Annotated in this window: 18 protein-coding genes; 6 read left to right on the top strand and 12 right to left on the bottom strand. The window is 72.9% G+C overall.

Annotated elements, in window-relative coordinates; translation table 11 throughout:
* Positions 1 to 100: 100 nt before the first annotated feature.
* The gene (locus tag ACLJN9_RS11140; protein WP_410811099.1) at positions 101 to 2,998 is read left to right on the top strand and encodes an ATP-binding protein; all 2,898 of its coding nucleotides are present in this window, start codon (positions 101 to 103) and stop codon (positions 2,996 to 2,998) included.
* A gap of 126 nt (positions 2,999 to 3,124) precedes the next feature.
* Here the strand turns inward: ACLJN9_RS11140 and lipA are convergent, their stop codons facing one another.
* Positions 3,125 to 4,120, bottom strand: coding sequence for a lipoyl synthase (lipA, locus tag ACLJN9_RS11135; RefSeq protein ID WP_410811098.1), 996 nt, complete (start codon positions 4,118 to 4,120; stop codon positions 3,125 to 3,127).
* Between the two features lie 443 nt (positions 4,121 to 4,563).
* On the opposite strand from lipA, the gene aspS reads away from it, so the two are divergent.
* The gene (gene aspS, locus ACLJN9_RS11130; protein WP_410811097.1) at positions 4,564 to 5,850 is read left to right on the top strand and encodes an aspartate--tRNA(Asn) ligase; all 1,287 of its coding nucleotides are present in this window, start codon (positions 4,564 to 4,566) and stop codon (positions 5,848 to 5,850) included.
* Here the strand turns inward: aspS and ACLJN9_RS11125 are convergent.
* From ACLJN9_RS11125 to ACLJN9_RS11110, 4 genes are all read right to left on the bottom strand, one after another.
* Positions 5,840 to 7,159: an RNA polymerase sigma factor gene (locus ACLJN9_RS11125; RefSeq protein ID WP_410811095.1), complete on the bottom strand. Its 1,320-nt coding sequence runs from the start codon at positions 7,157 to 7,159 to the stop codon at positions 5,840 to 5,842. The two genes, aspS and ACLJN9_RS11125, sit on opposite strands and share 11 nt — an antisense overlap.
* Positions 7,160 to 7,163: 4 nt before the next feature.
* A complete protein-coding gene (locus ACLJN9_RS11120; protein ID WP_410811094.1) occupies positions 7,164 to 7,610 on the bottom strand; it encodes a YciI family protein in 447 nt (148 codons plus the stop codon).
* 47 nt (positions 7,611 to 7,657) lie between these two features.
* Entirely contained in the window at positions 7,658 to 8,299 is a 642-nt protein-coding gene (gene lipB / locus ACLJN9_RS11115; RefSeq protein WP_410811092.1) for a lipoyl(octanoyl) transferase LipB, read from the bottom strand.
* 61 nt (positions 8,300 to 8,360) lie between these two features.
* Complete coding sequence (locus ACLJN9_RS11110; protein WP_410811091.1) at positions 8,361 to 10,187, bottom strand: DUF2079 domain-containing protein; 1,827 nt, start codon at positions 10,185 to 10,187, stop codon at positions 8,361 to 8,363.
* 209 nt (positions 10,188 to 10,396) lie between these two features.
* Here ACLJN9_RS11110 and ACLJN9_RS11105 point away from each other — a divergent pair, with 209 nt between their 5' ends.
* Entirely contained in the window at positions 10,397 to 11,605 is a 1,209-nt protein-coding gene (locus tag ACLJN9_RS11105) for an alpha/beta hydrolase family esterase (RefSeq protein WP_410811089.1), read from the top strand.
* Between the two features lie 80 nt (positions 11,606 to 11,685).
* Here the strand turns inward: ACLJN9_RS11105 and ACLJN9_RS11100 are convergent, their stop codons facing one another.
* Positions 11,686 to 12,585, bottom strand: a complete 900-nt coding sequence (locus ACLJN9_RS11100; protein ID WP_410811088.1) for a TIGR01777 family oxidoreductase — start codon at positions 12,583 to 12,585, stop codon at positions 11,686 to 11,688.
* 141 nt (positions 12,586 to 12,726) lie between these two features.
* Positions 12,727 to 13,725, bottom strand: a complete 999-nt coding sequence (locus ACLJN9_RS11095) for an aldo/keto reductase (RefSeq protein WP_410811086.1) — start codon at positions 13,723 to 13,725, stop codon at positions 12,727 to 12,729.
* A 54-nt stretch (positions 13,726 to 13,779) separates the two neighbouring features.
* Here ACLJN9_RS11095 and ACLJN9_RS11090 point away from each other — a divergent pair, with 54 nt between their 5' ends.
* Entirely contained in the window at positions 13,780 to 14,133 is a 354-nt protein-coding gene (locus ACLJN9_RS11090; protein ID WP_410811084.1) for a MerR family transcriptional regulator, read from the top strand.
* Positions 14,134 to 14,146: 13 nt separating this feature from the next.
* Here ACLJN9_RS11090 and ACLJN9_RS11085 read toward each other — a convergent pair whose 3' ends face one another.
* The 3 genes from ACLJN9_RS11085 to lpdA all read right to left on the bottom strand — a co-directional run bounded on the left by ACLJN9_RS11085 (position 14,147) and on the right by lpdA (position 19,119).
* Entirely contained in the window at positions 14,147 to 15,487 is a 1,341-nt protein-coding gene (locus tag ACLJN9_RS11085) for a low temperature requirement protein A (protein ID WP_410811082.1), read from the bottom strand.
* Between the two features lie 304 nt (positions 15,488 to 15,791).
* Positions 15,792 to 17,660 carry a 2-oxoglutarate dehydrogenase, E2 component, dihydrolipoamide succinyltransferase gene (gene sucB, locus ACLJN9_RS11080; protein WP_410811080.1) on the bottom strand — a complete coding sequence of 623 codons (1,869 nt, stop codon included), beginning with the start codon at positions 17,658 to 17,660 and terminating at the stop codon, positions 15,792 to 15,794.
* 67 nt (positions 17,661 to 17,727) lie between these two features.
* A complete protein-coding gene (lpdA, locus tag ACLJN9_RS11075; protein WP_410811079.1) occupies positions 17,728 to 19,119 on the bottom strand; it encodes a dihydrolipoyl dehydrogenase in 1,392 nt (463 codons plus the stop codon).
* A 179-nt stretch (positions 19,120 to 19,298) separates the two neighbouring features.
* On the opposite strand from lpdA, the gene ACLJN9_RS11070 reads away from it, so the two are divergent.
* Positions 19,299 to 19,628 (top strand): hypothetical protein, encoded by a 330-nt coding sequence (locus tag ACLJN9_RS11070; protein WP_410811444.1) that lies wholly within the window; start codon positions 19,299 to 19,301, stop codon positions 19,626 to 19,628.
* A gap of 53 nt (positions 19,629 to 19,681) precedes the next feature.
* On the opposite strand, the gene ACLJN9_RS11065 is transcribed toward ACLJN9_RS11070, so the two are convergent.
* Positions 19,682 to 21,256 (bottom strand): leucyl aminopeptidase, encoded by a 1,575-nt coding sequence (locus ACLJN9_RS11065; protein WP_410811078.1) that lies wholly within the window; start codon positions 21,254 to 21,256, stop codon positions 19,682 to 19,684.
* A 161-nt stretch (positions 21,257 to 21,417) separates the two neighbouring features.
* Between ACLJN9_RS11065 and gcvT the strand changes: the two genes are divergently transcribed.
* Positions 21,418 to 22,548, top strand: coding sequence for a glycine cleavage system aminomethyltransferase GcvT (gene gcvT, locus ACLJN9_RS11060; RefSeq protein ID WP_410811077.1), 1,131 nt, complete (start codon positions 21,418 to 21,420; stop codon positions 22,546 to 22,548).
* A 139-nt stretch (positions 22,549 to 22,687) separates the two neighbouring features.
* Here gcvT and ACLJN9_RS11055 read toward each other — a convergent pair whose 3' ends face one another.
* On the bottom strand, positions 22,688 to 23,983 hold the full coding sequence (locus tag ACLJN9_RS11055) for a DUF2314 domain-containing protein (protein ID WP_410811076.1): 1,296 nt from the start codon (positions 23,981 to 23,983) through the stop codon (positions 22,688 to 22,690).
* Between the last annotated feature and the right edge of the window lies 1 nt (position 23,984).

The raw sequence follows: 23,984 nt of genomic DNA, 5'->3' as shown, positions 1-23,984 counted from the left end.
GCCGGCCGGTCGATCCGGGTCCGCGCAGACCGCCCCGCCGCCCGGTCACCGGCCGATCGGCGGGGCCGGTGGCGGGAGCGGCCGTGGCATGCTCGGTCCCGTGACCGTACGTGCCGCCAGTTCCGTCCTCGTCGGCCGCCAGCGAGAGAGCGCGGCGCTGCGTGACGCGCTCGCCCGGGCCCGGGCGGGGGAGCCGACCACGGTGCTGGTCGGTGGCGAGGCGGGCGTGGGCAAGACCCGGCTGCTGGAGGATTTCGCCGGCTGGGCGACCGACGCCGGGGCGCGCGTACTGGTGGGCCAGTGCCTGGAACTGGGCGAGGCCGGCCTGCCCTTCGCCCCGTTCGCCGCTGCCCTGCGCGCGGTGCTGCGTGCCGACGGTGCCGAGGTCTTCGCCGGCTACGAGGCGGAGTTCGCCCGTCTGCTGCCGGAGCTGGGCCGGGTGCCGGCGGCGCAGATCCCGCCGCTCACCGCGCCGCTCACCGACGCTCCGCGCGGCTACCTGTTCGACCTCGTCGCCGAGCTGTTCCAGCGGCTCGCGGACGCCCGGCCGTTGGTGCTGACGATCGAGGATCTGCACTGGGCGGACCGCTCCACCCGGGACCTGATCGGTTTCCTGGTGCGGGCCGCCCGGCCGGGTCGGCTGCTGCTGGTCTGCACCTACCGGACGGACGAGTTGCAGCGCGGGCATCCACTGCGCGCGTTCCTGGCCGAGTTGGAGCGGGCCCGCGGCGTCGAGCGGGTCGAGGTGGGCCGGCTGGACCGCGACGGCACCGGCACGATCCTCGCCGACCTGCTCGGCTTCGAGCCGGCCGCCCGCGCCGTCGACGACGTCCACGACCGCACCCAGGGCAACCCCTTCTTCATCGAGGAGCTGGCCGTCGCTGGCGACCCACTCGGCTGCGCCGCGCTTCCCGAGACGCTGCGAGACCTGCTGCTGGCCCGGGTGGATCGCCTGCCCGAGCCAGTTCAGAGGGTGCTGCGGATCGCCGCGGCCGGTGGCAGTCGCTTCGCCCATGACCTGCTGGCGGAGGTCGCCGGGTTGCCCGACGCGGAGTTGGAGGACGCGCTGCGCGCCGCCGTCGCCGCTCAACTGGTGGTCGCCGACCCGGACGGCGACTACGAGTTCCGCCACGCGCTGGTCCGCGAGGCCGTGCACGACGAGCTGCTGCCCGGCGAGCACGCCCGGCTGCACGCCCGCTTCGCCGCCGCCATCGAGGCGCAACCGCACCTGGTCGCCGCCGGCCGCGCCCCGGCCGAGATCGCCCACCACTGGTACGCCGCGCACGACCACCCGAGGGCCCTGGTCGCCGCTCGGGCCGCTGCCTGCGCGGCCGCCGACCGGTACGCCTACGCCGAGCAGCGTCGACTGCTGGAACGGGTCCTCGAGTTGTGGGAGCTGGTGCCCGACGCCGCCGACCGGCTCGGCATGGACCATCTGGCGCTGCTGGAACAGACCCTCGCGGCAGCCGTCACGGCCGGCGACTTCAGCCGTGCGATCACCCTGACCCGGGCCGGGCTGGCCGAGGTGGACGCCGACACCGCACCGCTGCGCGCCGCCCGTCTGCTGGATCAGCGGGGGAGATTGATGGCCCTGCTCGGAAAGAGCGACGGTGCCAGCGAACTGGGTGAGGCGTACCGGCTGGCGGCGGGCGGCCCGGCGGGCGTCGAGCGCGTACGTCTGCTCGCCGACATCGCCGCGCACCTGGTCAAGATCGACCTTGAGCAGGCTGCGCGCGTGGCCGCGGAGGCGAGCGCGGATGCCGAGGCGTTCGGCGCGGACCTGGCGCTGCTGCCCACCCGGATCGCCCTGCTCTGCCACGGCGAGCGGGACCTCGAGTGGGCGCTGACCGAGCTGCGCCGGGCCGAGTCGGTCGCCCGCGCGGCCGGGGACGCGTCGGCCCTGGTGCTCGCGAAGGTGTTCCAGTCGGATGTGCTCTGCGAGCTGGGCCACTATGCCCAGTCGGCGGAGGCGGCCGCGGGTGGCGTGGCCGAGGCGCGGCGGGTGGGGATCAGCCGCTCCACCGGGGCGTACCTGCTGTCGAACCGGGCCGAGGCGCTGATCGCGCTCGGCCGGTGGGACGAGGCCGAGGTGGTGTGCGCGGAGGCCGCCCGGATCGACCTGTCCGGCGTCACCGGGCTGCACTGGCTCCAGTTGGGCGCCGGGCTGCGGCTGGCCCGCGCCCACCCGGGCGCCGACGAGCTGGTCGATCGGGCGCTGGCCTTCCTCGGCCGGCCCTACCTGTGGCCGAACCATCGGCTGCCCCTGCACGAGCTGGGCATCGAGTCGGCGCTGTCCGCCGACGACAAGGTCGAGGCGGTTCGACTGGCCCGGGTCGCGTTGGCCGACGCGGCCCTGCCCCAGCTGCCACGCGAGGGCTGGCCGGTGCTCAGCGCCGCCGCTCGCACCGCCGCCCGGGTGGGCGACCGGGAGCTGGCCGGCACCGTCGCCGCGCTCGCCGTCGACCTGCCCGCCCGGCACCCGGCCGCGCGGGCGCACGCCGCCCAGGTCACCGCGCTGCTCGCGACCGGCGACCAGGCGCTACCCGCATGGCGGGTCGCCGTCGACGCGTGGCGTGCCGACGGGCAGCCGTACCCACTGGGCCGGGCCCTGCTGGCGTTGGCCGAGGCGGCCGCCTCGGCAGGAGATCGGGACGAGGTGTCGGCGGCGATCACCGAGGCGGCCGAGATCGCCCGCCGACTCGGTGCGACGCCGCTGGCCGAGTCGGCTGCCACCCTGGCCCGCCGGGTCGGCCTGCGCGGGGCGGCCCAGGGCGGCCCCGGAGCCGATCTGCTGACCGCTCGGGAGCGGGAGGTGCTGCGTCTGGTCGCCGAGGGGCACAGCAACAGCCGGATCGCCGAGCGGCTGTTCATCTCGCCGAAGACGGCCAGCGTGCACGTGTCCCGGATCATCGCCAAGCTGGACGTCACCAACCGGGTGGAGGCTGCCGCCCTGGCGCACCGCCTCGGCCTGCTCGCCGAGCCCACCGCACCCCGCTGACGGGCGCGCCTCGGCCGGTCGACCACCCCAGCCGCACCGTGGGTGGATCCGCCCCGCACCCAGTGGTCGTCGGGCGTCGCGGGCCCGGCTCGCGCAGGCTCGTCCCGGCCGGCGGATCGCTCCGGGTCAGCTGGCGGTGGGGACCGGGCTGGCGGTGCGGGCGTCGAGGGCCTGCCGGTAGAGCCGGCCGGCGCGGTACGACGAGCGCACCAGTGGCCCGCTCATCACCCCGGCGAAGCCGATCTCCTCGGCCTCCTCGCGCAGCTCCACGAACTCCTCCGGCTTGACCCAGCGGGTCACCGGGTGGTGCCGGGGGGTCGGGCGGAGGTACTGCGTGATGGTGATCAGCTCGCAGCCGGCCTCGTGCAGGTCGCGCAGCGCCTGGGAGACCTCGGCCCGCTCCTCGCCCATGCCCAGGATCAGGTTGCTCTTGGTGACCAGGCCGTCGGCGCGGGCCTGCCGGATCACGTCCAGCGAACGGTCGTAGCGGAACGCCGGGCGGATGCGCTTGAAGATGCGCGGCACGGTCTCCACGTTGTGGGCCAGCACCTCCGGGCGGGAGCCGAAGACCTCGGCGAGCTGCTCGGGTACGGCGTTGAAGTCCGGGATGAGCAGCTCGACGCCGCAGCCGGGCTGCAGGGCGTGGATCTGCCGGACGGTCTCGGCGTACAGCCAGGCGCCGCCGTCGGGCAGGTCGTCACGGGCGACGCCGGTGATGGTGGCGTAGCGCAGCCCCATCGCGACCACCGACTCGGCCACGCGGCGCGGCTCGTCGGCGTCGAACTCGGCCGGCTTGCCGGTGTCGATCTGGCAGAAGTCGCAGCGCCGGGTGCACTGGTCGCCACCGATGAGGAAGGTCGCCTCGCGGTCTTCCCAGCACTCGTAGATGTTGGGGCAGCCTGCCTCCTGGCAGACCGTGTGCAGCCCCTCGCGCGAGACGAGCCCGCGCAGCTGGGTGTACTCCGGCCCCATCTTGGCCTTGACCTTGATCCACGGCGGTTTGCGCTCGATCGGCGTCTCGGCGTTGCGCGCCTCGATGCGCAGCAGACGACGCCCCTCGGGGGCGGCCGTTGCGGTGCGCGCTGCCTGGCCGGTCGTCGGCGCGGAGTGCTCGATCGTCACGAAAACGAGACTACGCCGGACGGCAGGCGTCTATGTACGCCAGGCGACCGGCGTCACGCCCCGGATGTTGTGACGCCGGACACCGGCCGGTCGAAAATAGGCGTCACATCGGCGGTGCCGGGGTGCTACGTTCTCCGCCAACAGCGATGACGGAGCCGAGTAGTGCGCCGACCCGCCAGTGCAGAGAGCCGCCGGTGCTGAGAGGCGGTCTGGCGCCGGTGCGCGAAGACCCTCCCGAGCTGCGGGCAGAACGGCGCAGACGCCTAGTAGAGCCCGCCCGGCTGGCCCCGGTCATCAGGCGACGAACGAGGCCCCCGCCTGGGCGGGGGCGAAGGTGTGGTGGCACCGCGAGGTTCCCGCTCGCCCACACCTCCCTGGGGCTGACGCGACGCTTGGCCGCCCCGGTGGCGCAGGCGTGGCGATCGACCGAGGAGCAGCCCGCCATGCAACGAACCCTGTCCCACCACCTGCACCTGCACGTCGGCACCACCGTGCGGATCGCCGGCTGGGTGCACCGCCGCCGCCTGTTGAAGTCGGTGGCCTTCCTGATCGTGCGGGACGCCGCCGGCCTGGCCCAGGTCGTGGTCACCGACCCGGCGGCCCGCGCCGAGCTGGACGAAATCACCGAGGAGACGGTCGTCGAGGTCGTCGCCACGGTCGTCGCGAACGGTGCGGCGCCGGCCGGGGTCGAGCTGACCGACCCGACGGTACGTCCGCTCGGCCCGCTCGCCGTGCCACCACCGTTCGACCTGTACCGGCCGGCGCTCACCGCGAGTCTGCCCACCCAGCTCGACCACGCGCCGACCGCGTTGCGGCACCCCACCCGGTCGGCCGCGCTGCGGATCTCGGCAGCCGCGGTGGCCGGGTTCCGGGCCGCGCTGGACGCCCGGGACTTCGTCGAGATCCACACTCCGAAGGTGGTCAGTTCGTCCACCGAGAGCGGCGCGAACGTGTTCGCGCTGGACTGGTTCGGCCGGCCCGCGTACCTGGCCCAGTCGCCGCAGTTCTACAAGCAGTTGATGGTCGGCGTCTTCGAACGGGTCTACGAGGTGGGGCCGGTGTTCCGGGCCGAGCCGCACGACACCGTCCGGCACCTCGCGCAGTACACCTCACTCGACGCCGAGCTGGGCTTCGTCGCCGACCACACCGACGTGATGCGGGTACTGCGCGACACCCTGGCCGGGATGCTGGGCACGGTGGGCGAGCGGGCCGGCGCCGCCCTGGCGACGCTCGGCGTCGAACCGCCGGAGGTGCCGGCGGAGATCCCGGCGGTGCACTTCGCCGACGCGCTGACGATCGCCGGCGCGCCCGCCGACGAGCCGGACCTCGCGCCCGCCCACGAACGGGCGCTGGGCGAGTGGGCCCGCCGCGAACATGGGTCGGACTTCCTCTTCGTCACCGGATACCCGATGGCGAAGCGGCCGTTCTACACCCACCCGGACCCGGCGCGGCCGGCGTACTCCAACGGTTTCGACCTGCTCTTCCGCGGGTTGGAGCTGGTCACCGGCGGGCAGCGACTGCACCGGCACGCCGACTACCTGGCGGCGCTTGCGGCCCGGGGCGAGCCGGTCGAGCCGTACGCCGGCTACCTGGACGCGTTCCGGCACGGCATGCCGCCGCACGGCGGCTTCGCCATCGGGCTGGAGCGGTTCGTGGCCCGCCTGGTCGGCGCGGCCAACGTCCGGGAGGTCACCGCCTTCCCCCGGGACCTGCACCGGCTCACCCCGTGAAACGCAGGGGACCCCTTCGACACTCGCCCAGGCGGTCGCGCAGCCGGGCCGCCTGGGGGTTGCTGAGGTCGCACGCGAGTGCGGCCCGGTACGCCGCCGCCGCCTCGCCGGCCCGGCCGAGGCGGTACAGCAGCTCGCCGCGGGTGGCGTGGAACCACGGGTAGCCGGACAGCCCCTCGATCGTGTCCACCAGGGCCAACCCGGTGGCGGGACCGTCCCGCTCGGCGACCGCTGCCGCCCGGTTCAGCCGTACCACCGGGGTGTCGTGCACGGTGAGCAACACGTCGTACCAGGAGATCACCGCGTTCCACGGCGTCTGGTCGTATGTCGGGGCGAGGGCGTGGCAGGCGGCGATGGCGGCCTGCACGACGTACCGGTCGGGATGGTCGGGTGTGCGCCGCAGCGCGCGCCCGACCAGCTCGACTCCGGTGGTGATCGCGGCCCGGTCCCAGCGCGAGCGGTCCTGCTCGCCCAACAGCAGCGGCCGGCCGTGGTCATCGACCCGGGTCGTCCGCCGGGAGTCCTGCAGCAGCACCAGGGCCAGCAGGCCGAGCACGGTCGGGTCGTCCGGCATCAGCTCGGCCAGCAGCCGGGCCAGCCGCAGCCCCTCGTCGGCCAGTCCGACCCGGACCAGGTCCTCCCCGGCGCCGGCGGCGTAGCCCTCGTTGAAGATCAGGTAGACCGTGGCGGCGACCCCGGCAAGGCGACCGGGCAGCTCCTCGGCGGCCGGGATCCGGTACGGGATGCCCGCCCGGGTGATCTTCTGCTTGGCTCGGGTGAGCCGCTTCGCCATCGTCGCCTCGGGCACCACCAGGGCCCGGGCCACATCGGCGGTGGCCAACCCGCCGAGGGTACGCAGCGCCAGTGCCACCTGGGCGTCCAGCGACAGCGCCGGGTGGCAGCAGGTGAAGACCAGCCGGAGCAGATCGTCCCGGACCACCTCGGGTGAGTCCGGCGTGGGGTCGAGCAGCGCCACGGCCTCGGCCTCCTTGCCGGCGCGCCGGGCCTCCCGGCGGACCAGGTCGACCGCGCGCCGCCGGGCCACCACCAGCAGCCAGGCGCGTGGTTGGTCCGGTACGCCGTCGCGCGGCCAGGTGGACAGGGCGCGGACGACGGCGTCCTGGGTGGCGTCCTCGGCCAGGTCGACGCTGCCGGTGACGCGGACCAGCGTGGCGAGGATCCGGGACCGCTCGGCCCGGACCACCCGCGCTGCCGCGTCGGCGGCCCGGACCACCTGCGCCGCCGCGTCGGCGGCCCGGCCCAGCTGCGCCGCCGCGTCGGCGGCGGTTCCCGCGTCACCGCTCAGCATCGGGTCACAGCGGGATGACGGGACGCACCTCGACCGCGCCGTTCCAGGCCGCGGGCATCGTCGCGACCGTCGCGACGGCCTCGTCCAGGTCCGCGCACTCCAGCAGGTAGAAGCCGGTCAGGGCCTCCTTGGTCTCGGCGTACGGGCCGTCGGTGGTCAGCACGTCGCCGCCCCTGCCGCCGGAGACGCGCACGGTGGTCGCGGTGGCCGTCGGGTAGAGCGCGCTGCCGCCCCGGATCACCGCGCGCGCGGCCGCACCGAACTCCCGGTACTCGGCCATCTCGTCGGCCTGCTCGGGGCTGGACCAGTCGACGTCGGCGGTGTAGGTCAGCGCGATGTAGGTGGGCATGTCGCTCCTCGCGTCCGGGTCGGTGCCGGGCACCGGCCCCCAGGTGTCGAGCCGACGCTGGTCGTCGACCTCACCATAGGGACGATCGACCGGAAGACCCACGGGACACCTCGAGCGAAAAAATTGTCGGGCCGACGCTGCCCGGGCGCTCAGACCTCGATCAGCGTGGACAGCCGGCGCTCGACGACCGGGAGCACGTCGGCGACGGTGACCGGACGGCCCAGCTCGGCGGTGAGCGAGGTGACACCGGCGTCACGAATGCCGCACGGCACGATCCGGTCGAAGAACGTCAGGTCGCAGTCGCAGTTGATCGAGAAGCCGTGCAGGGTGACGCCCCGGGCCACCCGGATGCCGATGGCGGCCACCTTGCGGGCCGGCCCCCGGTCGTCCTCGGGCACCCAGACGCCGCTGCGCCCCTCGACCCGGCCGGCGGCCAGCCCGAACTCGGCGCACACGTCGATCAGCAACTCCTCGGTGCGGCGTACGTAGGCGACCACGTCCACCGGGTCGGGCAGCCGGAGGATCGGGTACCCGACGAGCTGCCCCGGCCCGTGCCAAGTGATCTTGCCGCCGCGGTCCACGTCCACCACCGGGGTGCCGTCCTCCGGCCGGTCCCACGGCTCGGTGCGCTTGCCCGCCGTGTAGACGCTCGGGTGCTCCAGCAACAGCACGGTGTCGCCGCGCTCGCCGGCCACCACCGACTCGTGCAGGCGGCGCTGCTCGTCCCAGGCGGCCTGGTATTCGAGCAGGCCGGCGCGGACGGCCGTCAGGCCGGAGGTCGTCGTCGTCACGCCCCTCAGCGTAGTCCCGACACCGGCTCCGATCCCTGGTGAGCCGCCTCACCGCGGCCGCTCAGGCCGACGGCACGCGCCAGATCCAGACGTCGTCGACCCGCTGCGGCTCACCGAACAGGGCGGTGGCGGTACGGCGGACCGCGCCCTCGTCGACGTCGAACTTCGCGCCGTGCACCTGATCGGCGAGGACCAGCGTCTCGATCCGCCAGTGCCGCAGGTCGGAGCGGACGTCCCGGATGCTGCCGTCGGTGATGATGGGCACCAGCCCGGTCCGGCCGGCCTGGTCCATCAGCGCGCTCAGGGTGCGCGGTACCGGCCCGATCCGGCCCCGTCCGTCCGGGCCGCCGGGGCCGAGGAAGAAGCCGCCCGGGATGGAGAACTCACCCTGCCGGTGCGACAGCGCGTACGCCTGCCAGCGCTGACCGTCCGGGTAGATGTCCACGGTCAGCGGCACCGGGGTGAGCGTGCCGCCGGGGGACACGTAGTCCCGCCAGGTGCCGGCCGTGATGAACCGCGGGATGGGTTCCCGCTCCTTGGTCAGCAGCGGGGTGGGCAGCAGCGGCACCAGCGCCACCGCGAAGCCGAGCGCCCAGGCCAGCTCCGTGGAGCGGTGCCGGGGCGGCGCGGTGCGCAGCTGGTCGACGACGTAGGCCAGCAGCACCCCGATCACCGGCGCGACCACCAGGGCCAGTCGGGCGGGCAGCGCGGCGTTCACCACAGGCAACTGCCCGAGCAGGTCGAACGGCATCGGCACGTCGGTGCGCCGCCCGTCGACCTTCGCCACCGGACCGAAGGAGAGCGCCGTGAAGATCACGGCGATGGTGCCCAGAGCCCACAGGACCGCCCGGCGACCGGCGTCGGCCCGCCGCCAGACGGCGACGAAGCAGACCACGGACAGCACCAGCAGGGGGATCCCGAAGAAGGAGTTCTCCTCGGTCGGGTTCGGTGCCAGCGCGGTGCCCAGTCCGGCCTCACCGGCCAGCGAGCGGCGCGGGAACGCGGCGAACGCGGCGATGTCCTCGGAGTGGATCACCGGGTCGAAGCCGGTGCCGTGAAACCGCTGCGGCCCGGCGAAGTGCAGCCACAGCGGGTACGACAGCAGCACGCCGGCCACCACCGCGGTCACCCCGAGCCCGCGCAGGAAGGTGGGCAGCGCGGCCCGCGCCTCGGCCCGGGAGGCCGGGTGCACCGCCCAGACGGCGACGAACACGCCGAGCGCGAGCGCCGCGAAGAACAGGCCCTCGGCGGCGATCGAGAAGGCCACCGCGACGAGGACGCCGAGGATCACCCCGTCCCGGAGCCAGTGCCCGGGCCGGCGCAGCGCGAACAGCCGCCAGATCAGCAGGGGCACCAGCCAGCCGGCGGTCCAGTTCAGGTGGGCGTTGGCGTGCGAGACCATGCCGGGGGAGTAGGCGACGAACAGACCGCCGATCCCGGCGGCCAACCGGCTGCGGACCAGGTGCCGGGAGAGCAGCCAGTACCAGGCCAGCGCGGTGGCGAGCAGGTTCAGGGTGAGGATCACCAGGAACGTCGCCGGCGGCCCGATCAGGTACGTGAGCGGGGCGAAGACCACCGCGTACACCGTGATCGAGGTGTTGACCGCGAGGTTGACCCCGTCCGGGACGTTGATCAGGTACGTGAAGAACGGGTTCTCCCCGTGGGTGACCGCATGCCCGCCGAAGGCCAGTAGCCACTCGAAGAGCGCCTGGTCGCTGGAGTTGACGGTGATGGTGCGCAGGTTCGGGTCCCGCCACAGCCCGCTGGTCACCCAGACGGCGAGCGCGAGCGCCACCACCACGACGACGAGGTCGGCCCGGCGGTCCCGGGCGGCGAGCGGCGGTGACGCGGGTGCGGGCCCGGTGGCCAGCGACGGGGAGGACGGCACGCAGCGGACGTTACCAACCGGACCTGGACCGTCCGGTCAGACACGGAACCTTCGGACGTACAACCCGCTGTGGAATTGCGGCCCGAACCGCACATTGTGACGACGGTGAATGTGTGAGTGTGCCCCATGTCATAGCTGCGACACATCGTCGTAACGTCTCGGCAACTCGACAGTGACCCAGTTCACAATCCACCCTCCGGGAGGCCGCCGTGCGCCGCTCCTCATCCCTGCTCACCCGGTTGACCGGTGCGGTCGCCGGGCTCGTCCTCGCCGCCGCCGGCGTCGTCACCCTCGCCGCGCCCGCCCAGGCCGCCAGCCTGACCCAGGTCACCGGCTTCGGCTCCAACCCCGGCAACCTCGCCATGTACGCGTACCGACCGGACAACCTGCCGGCCAACGCCCCTGCGGTGGTGCTGCTGCACGGGTGCACCCAGAACGCCTCCGGCTACTTCGCCAACTCCGGCTGGCAGAAGTACGCCGACCAGTGGAAGTTCGCCCTGATCGTCGCCCAGCAGTCCTCGGCGAACCAGTCGCTGAGCTGCTTCAACTGGTTCACCGAGGGCGACATCAGTCGTGGCCAGGGCGAGGCGCTGTCGATCAGGCAGATGGTCGACTACGCCCGGACCAGTTACGGCACCGACGCCAACCGAGTCTTCGTCTCCGGACTCTCCGCTGGCGGAGCGATGAGCGCGGTCATGCTCGCCACGTACCCGGACGTCTTCGCGGCCGGCTCGGTCATCGCCGGCCTGCCGTACCGCTGCTCGCCGCCGGCGTCGACCAGCACCTGCCAGTACAGCGGGGTGGACAAGACCCCGGCCGCCTGGGGTGACCAGGTGCGTGCGGCGTACCCCGGCTACACCGGCCGGCGGCCCCGGGTGGCCATCTGGCACGGCACCTCGGACAGCACCGTGGTCCCGGCGAACGCCACCGAGTCCCGCGACCAGTGGACCAACGTGCGCGGGGTCTCGCAGACCCCGACCAGCACCTCGTCGCTGCCCGGCGGCACCACCCTCGAGGTGTACGGCAACGACGACGTCCGGCTCTACCGGGTCTCCGGGATGGGTCACGGCACCCCGGTCGACCCGGGCTCCGGCGCCGACCAGTGCGGCAACACCGCCGCGTACTTCCTGGACACCATCTGCTCGACGTACCGCGACGCGCTCTTCTTCGGCCTGAACGGCGGCGGGACCAATCCGACTCCCACGCCGACGGCCACCCCCACCCCCAGCCCGACGCCGACCACGCCGCCGACCTGCGTGACCGCCAGTAACTACGCGCACGTAGCCGCCGGCCGGGCGTACCAGTCCGGTGGCTACGCCTACGCGAACGGCTCCAACCAGCGGATGGGCCTCTACAACACCTTCAACACCAGCGCCCTCAAACAAACCGGCCCCAACTACTGGGTCATCGGCTGCTGACCCCCCAAACCCCCTGCTGATCATGAAGTTGTTGCCGCGACACGCCGAGGCGAGTGGCAACAACTTCATGATCGACGGGGTCAGTCGGTGAGGGCCGCGTGGAGGGCGGAGGGGAGGTCGGGGTGGTGGTAGTGGTAGCCGGCCCTCGTGAGGACTTCGGGGTGGACGCGGGTGCTGGTGAGCGCCTCGTGGGCGAAACCGCCGAGGGCCACCTTGAGGGCCAGCGCGGGGATCGGGATGATCGCCGGCCGGTGCAGCTGCCGGGCCAGTTCCCGGGTGAACTCGGCGTTGGTCACCGGGTTCGGCCCCACCACGTTCACCGGGCCGGCGATGTCGTCCCGGTCGAGCAGGAATCGGACCGCGTCCAGCCAGTCGACCATCGAGATCCACGGCAGCCACTGCCGGCCGCTGCCGAGTCGGCCGGCGATGCCCAGCTTGAACGGCAGCAGTTGCGGCTTGAGCAGCCCACCGTCGCGGTGCAGTGGCAGGCCGGTGCGCAGCCGCACCACGCGTACCCCGGCGTCCTCCGCCGGCCGCGTCGCGGCCTCCCAGACCCGGCAGACGTCGGCCAGGAAGCCCTCGCCGGCCGGGGCGTCCTCCTCGACGACCCGGTCGCCGGTGTTGCCGTACCAACCCACCGCCGAGGAGTTCAGCAGCACCTTCGGCCGGTCCGCGGCCGGCAGAGCGGCCACGGCGATCGCCAGGGTGCTGCTGCTGTCGACCCGGCTGGACCGGATCAGTCGTCGGTAGTCGTCGTTCCACCGCTTGTCGCCGACCCCCGCACCGGCCAGGTTGACCACCGCGTCCGACTCGGCGACCGTCGCCGGGTCGAGCTGCCCGGCGGACGGATCCCACCGCCGCTCCCGCGGGTCGCGCGCCGGTCGGCGGACCAGCCGGGTGACCTGGTGCCCGTCGGCCGAGAACCGGTCGGCCAGCCGGGTGCCGAGGAAGCCGGACGCGCCGGCCAGAAGGATCCGCATGCTCACATCTTCGCCCAGAACCTGCCCCACGGACGCGGCCCGACCCCACTCCTCGCCGATCCTGCACGGCGTGTCGCCGTTATGCCGAGCTAAGTCCGTTCTGTCCGGGCAGAAAGCGCAGGATCGGCGCGGAGGTGGGGGTCAGGCCGCGTGGGTCGGCCGCAGGTCCGTCAGCAGCCGCTCCACCTCGGCGTACGCGTCGTCGCCCAGCGGGCCGAGCGTCAGGGTGGCGAGGTTCTCCTCGGCCTGCGCCACCGTGCGCAGACCGGGGATCGGCACGGTACGCGGGCTGCGCGCCAGCAGCCAGCCGAGCGACCCCTGAGCCAGGGTGCGCCCGTCGGCGGTGAGCGCCGCGCGGACCTGCTCGACCCGTGCCGCCCAGCGCGGCGTCGGCCGGCCGTCGGTGAACCACTCCAGCCACTCGGGCGCCCGTCCGCGTACGTCGTCCGCGCCGACCGCCCGGGTCGAGCCGGTGAGCAGCCCCATCGCCAGCGGCCCCCGGTTGAGGCTGGCCAGGTCATGACTGTCGCAGACCGCCAGCACCGCCGCATTGTCCCGCAGCACCGACTCGTCGTGCTGGATGGCGATGCAGTGCGGGCCGGCCGTCGCGAAGGCCTCCGCCGAGGCCGGGTCGTCGGTGCTCCAGCCGTACCCCCGGATCTTGCCCTGGCCGACCAGATCCTCGAGGGTGCCGACCAGGTCGAGTGCGGCGGGCACCGGCAGTGCGTTGATGTGCAGTTGGTAGAGGTCGACGTGGTCGGTGCCGAGCCGGCGCAGCGAGTCCTCCAGGCTGCGGACGGCGAAGGCGGGGGTGGCGTCGGTGCCGAGCGCCCGGCGGGTGGTCTCGTCGCTGACGTTGCCGAACTTGGTGGCGATCACCGCACCGTCCCGCCGGCCGGCCAGGGCCCGGCCGAGGATCCGCTCGCTGTGCCCGGCGCCGTAGTTGCTGGCCGTGTCGAACAGGGTCACGCCGAGGTCGAGTGCGCGGTGGATGGTGCGGATCGACTCGTCGTCGTCCACCTCGCCCCAACCGAACGGCTGCCCGCCCTCGCCCCAGAGCGGGCCGCCGATCGCCCAGCACCCCATTCCGATCGCGCTCACCTCGATGCCGCTGTGTCCCAGCGTCCGTGTCGTCGTCATGCGGACCAGCCTCCAACCTGGAGCGCGCTCCAGGTCAAGCGGTAGCATCCACGGATGTATGCCCCCTCGGAGGCCGCCCGCCGCAGCGGCTTCAGCCTGGACACCCTGCGCTACTACGAGAAGATCGGCCTGCTCGCCGACGTGGGCCGCACGACGGGCGGGCAGCGGGTCTTCACCGACGACGACCTGGGCTGGCTGGTGCTGTTCCGCTGCCTACGCGACACCGGGATGCCGATCGCCCAGATGTGCCGCTACGCGCAGCTGGCCCGGGAGGGCGAGCACACCGCCGACGAGCGGCGGGCGCTGCTGGTGGGCCACGCCGTGCGGGTCGAGGAGCAGATGCGCCTGCTCCAGCGCCAGTACGACCACCTGCGGGAGAAGATCCGCTTCTACGAGCAGCCGGACTGACCACGAGAGTGCCTCACGGCGTGGTGGGGTCGTCGGGTTCCTCGAAGTCGTGCCAGCGGGCCCGCCAGGCGGCCTCGTTGCGCTCGTGGACGGTCCGCTCCTCGAAGACGGCGGCGCGTAGCGCGTGCCGGGAGTCCGACATCACCAGCACCTCGACGGCCACCAGCGCGACGCAGATCGCGGTCACCAGGGTGAGTGCGCCCAGCGCCGGCAACTGCTGCCCGACCGGCAGGGCCGCGGCCAGCACCACCAGCACGCCGATCCGGGTCCAGGTGATGGTGTGCAGCGTGCGGAGCTGGAACAGCATGTTGACGGCGAGATAGCAGATCACCCCGCCGAAGAGCATCGGCACGGCGGGCCCCTCGATCCGTCTGGCGCCTCCCTCGGACGTGTTGGTGACCTGGTGCAGGATCTCCTCGCTGCCGATGGAGAAGAGGATCACCCCGGCGATCATCGGCAGGTAGAGGTACGCGTACGCGTCGCGCGCCATCGCCACCCGCGGGCCGCCCTCCGCGGCGTGCAGGGCGATCCGGGCGGCCGGCCCGACGAAGTCGAAGTGCGCCCACCACAGGGCGGCGGTGAACACGATGCCGAGGGTGGCGGCAGCCACCGCCGACCAGGTGACCTCCTTGCCGAGCAGGAGGTTGCCGCCCACGCCCACGGAGATCACCGACTCGCCCAGCGCGATGATCAGGATGAGGTCGTAGCGTTCGGTCCAGTGTTCGGCGCTGGTGACCCCCCACCCCCAGGTGCCGACGATGAAGCCGGTGGCGTACTGGAACAACACCACGGCGATCCACAGGCAGTCGCGTACCAGTGCCGCCTGGCCCGGATCGTCGATCAGCGGCGGTAGCAGAGCGGCGGCCAACAGCAGGACGATGCTCGCCGCCAGCTCGGGGGCGAACCGGCGGAGCTGCCGGCGCTCCTGCGGGCTGTCCCGCACCACATGCTGATACAGGAACGCGTGTACGCCCCGGACCACGACGTAGCTGACGGCCACGAGCATGGGGCCGGCGGTGCCGCGCTTCGGGTCGCTGAACGCGTGCGGCAGCGCCAACGCGAACGAGAACAGGGCGGCCATCGCGATCACCATGAGCACCGGCACGTAGCCCTCGCCGAGCCGGATCCGGGTGGCGACCAGGCTGTGCACCACCCAGATCCACCAGAGCACGGCCAGCACCAGGCCGGCGTGCAGCAGCTGCCGGCCGGAGATGTTCGCGGCGGTGGCCCGGGTGATGATGAAGAACGAGAAAACGAAGACCAGGTCGAAGAAGACCTCGAACTTGTCCACCCGGGCGCCGGGGGCGATGGGGACAGCCGGACCCAGTCGCTCACCCCGCCGGTTGCCGCCCACGTTCCCACTCTGGCAGCGTCGGGTCTGGCCGGGAGTCGGAACGCCCCAGCCAGTCCTGCCGTGCCGCAGGCCGTCCATGAGCTGGTCGAGCAGCCGGTCGGCCCGGGTGGCGCTCGCTGGCGGCCAGGGAGATTCCGATCAGCCTGACCAGCACGTCACCGGTCTCGACGTCGGCCCGGACGGTGCCGGCGTCGGCGCTCGCCGCGGAGGCGCGGTTCGCACCGGGTCGGCGTCGCGCCCCCCGCGAACGGCGAAGGGGCGCCCCGGTCGACGACCGGGGCGCCCCTTCGGTGGATTCGCCGGATCAGGCCAGGCCCAACTCCGACTCGAAGTTGCCGGCCTCCAGCCGCTCCTTGACCGCAGCCAGGAAACGGGCCGCGTCGGCGCCGTCGATCAGCCGGTGGTCGTAGGACAGGGCCAGGTAGACCATCGAGCGGACCGCCACGACCTCACCCAGCTCCGGGTCGTTGACGACCACCGGCCGCTTGACCACGGCACCGGTGCCGAGCATCGCCGACTGCGGCGACGGCACGATCGGAGTGTCGAAGAGCGCGCCCCGGCTGCCCGTGTTGGTCAGCGTGAAGGTCGCCCCGGCGATCTCGTCCGGGCTGATCTTGTTGGTCCGGGTGCGCTCGGCCAGGTCGGCGACCCGCTTGGCGATGCCGCCCAGGTTGAGGTCACCGGCGTTGTGGATGACCGGCGTCAGCAGCCCACGCTCGGTGTCCACGGCGATGCCGAGGTGCTCCGCGTCCGGGTACGTGATCGTCCCACCGGCCAGGTCCATCCGGGCGTTGACGATCGGGTACGTCTGCAGCGCCTCGACGGCGGCGAGGGCGAAGAACGGCAGGAACGACAGCTTGACGCCGTGCCGCTGCTGGAACGAGTCCTTCGCCTGGGTCCGCAGCTTGGCGACCCGGGTGACGTCCACCTCGATCACGGTGGTCAGCTGCGCCATCTCGTGCAGCGACTCGTGCAGCCGCTTCGCGATCGCCGTGCGGATCCGGGTCAGCTTCTCGGTGCTGCCCCGCTTGCCGCTCGGCTGCGGCTTCGCCGCCGGCTTGGACGGAGCCGTGGCAGGAGCGGCGGTCGGCTGGGCAGCAGGTGCGGCCTTGGCGGCCTTCGCCTTCTCGGCCGCCTCCAGGACGTCCTGCTTGCGGATCCGGCCACCCACGCCGGTGCCGTTCAGCGAGGACAGGTCGACGCTGTGCTCGCTGGCCAGCTTGCGTACCAGCGGCGTGACGTAGCCGGCGGCCTCCTCGCCGCCACCCTGCGCCGGCGCGGTCGGGCGCTGCGGCGTCGGGGTCGGCGCGGACGGCTGTGCGGCCTGCTCGGCCTTCGCCGGTTGTGCGGCCTGCTCGGTCTCCGCGGCCGGCTCGTTGTACGAGACGCCCGGGGTGGGCTCCTCGACCTTCGGCTCCGGCTTCGGCTCGGCCTTGGGTGCCGGCGCGGCCGCCGCCTTCGGCTCCGGCTCCGGCTTCGGCTCGGGCTTCGACTGCGCGGGGGCTCCGCCGGCAACGCCGATGATCGCCAGGTCGGCGCCGACAGCGGCGGTCTCGTCCTCGGCGACCTTGATCTCGAGCACGGTGCCGGCGACCGGGGACGGGATCTCGGTGTCCACCTTGTCGGTCGAGACCTCCAACAGCGGCTCGTCCACGTCGATGGTGTCGCCGACCTGCTTGAGCCAGCGGGTGACGGTGCCCTCGGTGACGCTCTCGCCCAGGGCCGGCATCTTCACCGCGGTGCCCTCGCCCGAACCGGAGGCGGCGGGCGCCTGGTTCTGGGCGGGCGCCTCGTCCTGGGCCGGTGCCTCGTCCTGAGCCACCTGGTCGGCGGTGCCCTCGGCGGCGGCGGTCGGCTCGGCGGCCGGCACGACCGACTCCGCCGGGGCCTGCTGCTGCTCCTGCGGGGCGGCCTCGCCCCCACCGGCCGACTCGCCCTCACCGGCGATGACAGCCAGCTCGCTGCCGACCTCGGCGGTCTCGTCCTCGCCGACCACGATCCGGCTCAGCACGCCCGACGCGGGCGACGGGATCTCGGTGTCGACCTTGTCGGTCGAGACCTCGAGCAGGGGCTCGTCGACCTCGACCGTGTCGCCCTCCTGCTTGAGCCAGCGAGTGACGGTGCCCTCGGTGACGCTCTCGCCGAGCCGGGGCATGGTGACCGATACCGGCATGTTCTCCAGACTCCTTCATTCCCCTGGGGGATCTTCGCCCGTCGCCGGACGCCGCGGTTGTCTTGTGTCAGGCGTGCGCGTGCAGCGGCTTGCCGGCGAGGGCCAGGTGCGCCTCGCCCAGGGCCTCGTTCTGGGTCGGGTGGGCGTGCACGAGCTGGGCGACCTCGGCCGGGTAGGCCTCCCAGTTGTAGATGAGCTGCGCCTCGCCGACGAGCTCACCCACCCGGGCGCCGACCATGTGCACGCCGACCACCGGGCCGTCGGCGACCCGGACCAGCTTCACGAAGCCGGTCGTCTTGAGGATCTGGCTCTTGCCGTTGCCGCCGAGGTTGTAGTTGTAGCTCTGCACCTTGTCGGCGCCGTACTGCTCCTTGGCCTTCGCCTCGGTGAGGCCGACCGACGCCAGCTCCGGGTCGGAGTAGGTGACCCTCGGGATGCCGACCTCGTCGATCACGGCCGGGGTCTGCCCGGCGATCTCCTCGGCGACGAAGATGCCCTGCTGGAAGCCACGGTGCGCGAGCTGGAGACCGGGAACGATGTCGCCGACCGCGAAGACGTTCGGCACGTTGGTGCGCAGCCGCTCGTCGGTCAGCACGTAGCCGCGGTCCATCGTGACGCCCTGCTCCTCGTACCCCAGGTTGGCGGTGTTCGGGCCGCGACCCACGGCCACCAGCAGCAGCTCGGCCTCGACGGTCTCGCCGCCGGAGATGGTCAGCTTGACACCGTTCTCGGTCTTCTCCACCTTCTCGAACGGCTTGCCGACCTTGAAGTTGATCTTCCGCTTGCGGAACGCCCGCTCCAACGCCTTCGACGACTCCTCGTCCTCGGCGGCGACCAGGCGGGGCAGCGCCTCGACGATGGTCACGTCCACGCCGAAGGACTTCCACACGCTGGCGAACTCGACGCCGATCACGCCGCCGCCCAGGACGATCACCGACGAGGGGACCCGGTCCAGGGTGAGCGCGTGGTCGCTCGTGATGATCCGCTCACCGTCGACCTCCAGGCCCGGCAGGCTCTTCGCGTACGAGCCGGAGGCCAGCACGATGTTGCGGCCGGTGTAGCGCTTGCCGTCGACCTCGACCACGTTCTTGCCGACCAGCTTGCCGGCGCCGGCCACGAGGGTGATGTTCTTCGTGCCGCCCACCAGGCCCTGCAGGCCCTTGTAGAGGCGGGAGATGACCCCGTCCTTGTACGAGTTGACCCCGGCCATGTCGATCCCGACCAGCTCGGCCTTGATGCCGAACTGCTCCGACTCGCGGGTCTGGTCGGCGATCTCGGCCGCGTGCAGCAGGGCCTTGGTCGGGATGCAACCGTTGTGCAGGCAGGTGCCCCCCAGCTTGCCCTTCTCGATCAGTGCCACGGAGAGGTCCAGCTGGGCGGCGCGCAGCGCCGCCGCGTAGCCGCCGCTGCCACCTCCGAGGATGACGATGTCGAAGGTCGCTTCGTTCGGCTCGGTCACGTCCAACTCCCAGGTCGCGTCACTGCATCGGGGGTCACAGAGGTGTAACACGGACACACCCCACCTCGGTCATCTTGTCACCACTGGGCACAGGGTGCGTACCGAGGTGCCCAACGACACGTCGCCGGCACGTACCCTTGGCACCGATATCGATGACGGAACGTGGGGGAGAGGGTCTGGTGGGGTTGTTCCGCCGCCGCAAACAGGCGCGTGTGCCGAGCCATGACCGCGTCGCCGATCGTGGCGACCTGGACCACCTGGAGAACTTCGTCCGGAGCCGGCGCGGCGTCGAGGCGTTCATCGAACCGCGGACGACGGTGACCGAGACCACGGTCATCCTGATCGCCGACGACGGGGAGTGGACCCGCCGCCGTATCGACGGCCCGGACGGCGCCCGGCGCTTCGCGTACCGGATGGGCATCCCGGTGTACGACGTCAAGCTGATGGGCTACCCGCAGCGGATGCGCGACTTCAACGAGCGCCGCAAGCGCCGTCCCGACCAGTACTGAGACGCGACCAGGGCGCCCCCTGAAAATTGGGAGCGCCCTGGGTCGTCGGATCGTCAGCCGTGGACGGCGACGTCCTCGACCAGCTGCACGAGGGTACGGACCGGAACGCCGGTGCCGCCCTTGGTCCAGTAGCCGGTCGGCTCGCCCGAGTGGTAGCCCGGCCCGGCGATGTCGATGTGCGCCCAGGCCACGTCGTCGGTCACGAACTCGCGCAGGAACACGCCGCCCTGCAGCATGTGGCCGGCCCGGTCCATCCCGGCGTTGACCTGGGAGATGTCCGCCACCTCGGAGTCCATGCCCTTGCGCACGTCGTCCGGCAGCGGCATCGGCCAGGCCGGCTCGCCGACCGAGTCGCCGACCGTCCGGACCCGCTCGCACAGTTCCGGGGTGCCCATCACGCCGGCCACCCGCTTGCCCAGCGCGATCACCTGGCCGCCGGTCAGGGTCGAGGTCTCGAACAGGTAGTCGGTGCCGTCGGCACAGGCCCGCGCGATCGCGTCGCCCAGGATCATCCGGCCCTCGGCGTCGGTGTTGAGCACCTCCACCTTCTTGCCGTTGTACATGCTGATCACGTCGCCCGGCCGGTAGCTGGTGCCCGACGGCATGTTCTCGGCCATCGGCAGGTAGGCGCTGACCGCCACCGCCGGCTTGAGCGCGGCGATCGCCAGCATGGCCGCGCCCACCGCTGCCGCGCCGGCCATGTCGGACTTCATCTCCCACATGCCCTGCGCCGGCTTGATCGAGATGCCGCCGGTGTCGAAGGTGATGCCCTTGCCGACCAGCGCGACCCGCTTGCCGTTGCCGCCGTCCGTCGGCGTGTAGGTCAGCTTCACCAGCCGCGGCGGAGCCTCCGAGCCCTGCCCGACCGCGACGATGCCGCCGTACCCGCCGGCGGCCAGCGCCGCCTCGTCCAGCACCTCGACGCCGAGCCCCGCCTCCCGGGCGGCGTTCGCCACCGCGTCGGCGAACGACGGCGGCCGAAGCTCGTTCGGGGCGGTGTTCACCCAGTCCCGGCTGAGCCGGACCGCACCGGCCACCGCCTGCGCCCGGCTGATCTCCGCCTGGGCGCCCGCATCCGCGGCGTCCGGCACCGCCACCAGCACCTCGGCCACCGGCTCCCGCCGGGCCGGCTGCGGCCGGGTCTTGTAGCCGGCGAACCGGTACCCGCCGAGCAGCGCACCCTCGGCTACCGCGCGCAGCGCGGCCGGGGCGTCGGCGTCGTCGGGCAGCGGCAGGGACAGCGCCACCCGGGGCGCGCCCGCCAGGGCCCGGATCGCCGCACCGGCCGCCCGGCGCAGCGCCTCCGGCGCCGGGGCGGCGCCCGACGGTTCCGGGCCGAGCCCGACCGCGACCACCACCGGAGCGGTGATCGTGCCCAGCGTGGCCAGCTTGATCACCTCACCCGGGCCGCCGGACGCGCCGAGCAGCGCGAGCGTTTCGGTCAGCTTGCCGTCGAACGCGACGGCGATGCTCTCCGCGCCGCTGGCGAGCAGCAGGGTGCCGGCGAGGCCGCTGATGGCGCCCTGCTCTCCGGGCTGGCTGTGCACGCCGATCACGATCGCGTCGACGGCGAGCTCCGCCGGGTCGGTGTCGACCAGGCTCAGGGTGGTGGTGCGGGGCGATGTCACTGAAGCTACTCCGGGCGGGCCGGGCCGGCCGCGTCGTCGCGTACCGGCGGGAAAGGTCTCCGGCGGAACCTACCCGCCGGACGTCGGGGTTGTCCCGTCGATCACACCGACGGGTCCCGCCGATGCTAACCAGCGGGGTTACCCCCGGTAAGTTGCCACCCATGACCGACGTGACCTCCGCCGCCGCCGAGACCCGGCTGCGCCGTTCCCCGCTGCACGAGCGGCACAGCGCCGCCGGCGCCAAGTTCGCCCCCTTCGGGGGCTGGGAGATGCCGCTGGAGTACGCCGGCGGCGGTGTGCTCAAGGAGCACACCGCGGTGCGTACCGCGGTGGGGGTCTTCGACGTGTCGCACCTGGGCAAGGCGCGGGTGAGCGGCCCCGGCGCGGCCGACTTCGTCAACGCCTGCCTCAGCAACGACCTGGGCCGGATCGGCCCCGGCCGGGCGCAGTACACGCTCTGCTGCGACGACGCCACCGGCGGCGTGGTGGACGACATCATCGCCTACCTGTACGCCGACGACCACGTCTTCCTCATCCCGAACGCGGCCAACACCGCCGAGGTGGTGCGCCGGCTGCGCGCCGCCGCGCCCGAACGGGTCACCGTCAGCGACGAGCACGAGGCGTACGCGGTGCTGGCCGTGCAGGGCCCGCGCTCGGCCGAGCTGCTGGACGCCCTCGGCCTGCCCACCGACCACGGCTACATGAGCTTCTCCGCCGCCAGTCTCGGCGAGGTGGAGCTGACGGTCTGCCGCACCGGCTACACGGGGGAGCTGGGCTATGAGCTGGTGGTGCCCGCGGAGCACGCCGTGACGGTCTGGGACGCCCTCTTCGCCGCCGGCGAGCGCTTCGAGCTGCGCGCCTGCGGGCTCGCCGCCCGGGACACGCTGCGTACCGAGATGGGTTATCCGCTGCACGGGCAGGACCTCTCCCTGGAGATCAGCCCGGTGCAGGCCCGGTCCGGCTGGGCGGTGGGCTGGGACAAGCCGACCTTCTGGGGCCGCGACGCCCTGCTCGCCGAGAAGACCGCCGGCCCCCGGCGTACGCTGCGCGGCCTGGTGGCCGTCGACCGGGCCATCCCGCGGCCCGGCATGACCCTGCACGTGGGTGACGCGCAGGTCGGCACGGTCACCAGCGGCACCTTCAGCCCGACCCGGAAGCAGGGCATCGCCCTGGCCTTGGTGGACACCGACGCCAAGCTCGCCGACGACGACGTGGTCGAGATCGACATCAGAGGCCGCCGAGCCCCCCTCCGCCTAACCAAACCGCCCTTCGTCAACCCCTCAGTCAAGTAACCCGCCCCCAGGTCACCCCACCCCCACCCCCACCCCCACCCCCAACCCAGCCCGGTTGATCATGAAGTTACTGCCATGACACGCCGAGGTGGGTGGCAATAACTTCATGATCAACCCGGTCGGGGGGGTGGGGTGGGGTTCAGGGGGTTGGGGTGGGGGGTTCGCCGGAATCCAGGACGGCCTGGGTCCAGCCGCCCTCGATGACGCCGGTGGCGTTCAGCAGCGCCCAGTCGACCACCTCGGTGGCCTCCACCACGACCGGGGCGCCGATCCGCACCGAGGGGTCGGTGGCCGCGTCGCTGGCGCTGACCCCGACGATCCGCTCCGGGGCCTCCCACGACGTGACGCCCGCCCACACGTACTCCGGGCCGTCGTCGCCGGGCAGCCCGTACTTGACCACCAGCTGTGACTCCGCCGGCAGCTCGTTGGCGACGAACCGGGTCCGGGCGTCGCCCAGCGCGGCCCGGGCGGTGGCGACCGCCCGGCTCATCGCGTCACCGGAGCGGGCGTAGCGCACGTCCGGCTGGATCCCGGCGAACAGCGTGGCGCAGGCGGCCGCGTAGTAGCGCCCGTCCGGCCCCGGGTGCCCGAGCGGCGGACGCAGGCTGAGGAACGAGTCGGCCTCCGGGTCGGTCGCCGGGTCCAGCTCCAGGCGAAGCAGCACCGGAGCGGTCGCGCCGTGCTGGTCCGGGTTGCCGTACGCCACCGCGATGTCGTGCCCGGTCACCGTGGCCAGCACCGGCAACTGCACGAACGCCGGCACCTCCTCGCCGTTGAGCCCGTCGGTCCAGTCCCGCAGCAGGCGGCGCGCCGCCCCGGTCATCACCGCACCCCAGGCCCGCGTGAGGTGGTCGGGAACCCCCTGGGTCTGCAACTCCAGCAGGCCGAAGCGGCGCAGCCCCTTCGTGGTGAACCACAGACCCTCGGTGTCCGAGGAGTACGGCACCAGCACCCAGTCCACCAGCCGGATCCGGCCCTGCTCGTCAGGCAGCGAGCGCAGCGCGGTGGCCGGGTCGAGGAACTGCAGGCCGAAGACGTCCACCACGTCGCTGTCGACGGACTCCGCCACCGCCGCCGCGACCGCGCGGGCCGCCCACTCGTGCGCCGGCGGCCAGCCGGGCCGGTACTCGGCCTGCACCACCACCAGGTGGCTCGCCGCGGCGAGCCGTGCCAGTTGCTCCTCGGTGGCACCGAACGCGGTGAGCAGGTCCGGTGGCAACTCGGGGAACTCCGTGATCGGGCGAGTGTCCACGCTCATCAGAGGGCTGTCCAGCATCTGCCGGGCCAGGCCGTGCACCGGCTCGGCCAGCCGGCCGGTCAGGGCCGCCACAGCGGTCTTCGTGCTGACCTTCGGTAGCCCAGCCATCGGCACCAGGTAGGTCGCGCTGAGCGACTCCGGGACCGGTACGGGCAGGAAGTCGTCCGTGATGAGCATT

Origin of the sequence: Micromonospora sp. 067-2 (assembly GCF_046549295.1) — a bacterium.
Classification (GTDB): domain Bacteria; phylum Actinomycetota; class Actinomycetes; order Mycobacteriales; family Micromonosporaceae; genus Micromonospora.
The sequence above is the reverse complement of the archived record's forward strand: the minus strand, read 5'-3'. Positions and strand labels throughout refer to the sequence as shown.

Coding starts and splice junctions, on each gene's coding strand:
- aspS (WP_410811097.1), top strand. CDS start 4,564: ATGCAACGAACCCTGTCCCACCACCTGCACCTGCACGTCGGCACCACC.
- ACLJN9_RS11125 (WP_410811095.1), bottom strand. CDS start 7,159: ATGCTGAGCGGTGACGCGGGAACCGCCGCCGACGCGGCGGCGCAGCTG.
- ACLJN9_RS11100 (WP_410811088.1), bottom strand. CDS start 12,585: ATGCGGATCCTTCTGGCCGGCGCGTCCGGCTTCCTCGGCACCCGGCTG.
- ACLJN9_RS11095 (WP_410811086.1), bottom strand. CDS start 13,725: ATGACGACGACACGGACGCTGGGACACAGCGGCATCGAGGTGAGCGCG.
- ACLJN9_RS11090 (WP_410811084.1), top strand. CDS start 13,780: ATGTATGCCCCCTCGGAGGCCGCCCGCCGCAGCGGCTTCAGCCTGGAC.
- sucB (WP_410811080.1), bottom strand. CDS start 17,660: ATGCCGGTATCGGTCACCATGCCCCGGCTCGGCGAGAGCGTCACCGAG.
- gcvT (WP_410811077.1), top strand. CDS start 21,418: ATGACCGACGTGACCTCCGCCGCCGCCGAGACCCGGCTGCGCCGTTCC.
- ACLJN9_RS11055 (WP_410811076.1), bottom strand. CDS start 23,983: ATGCTCATCACGGACGACTTCCTGCCCGTACCGGTCCCGGAGTCGCTC.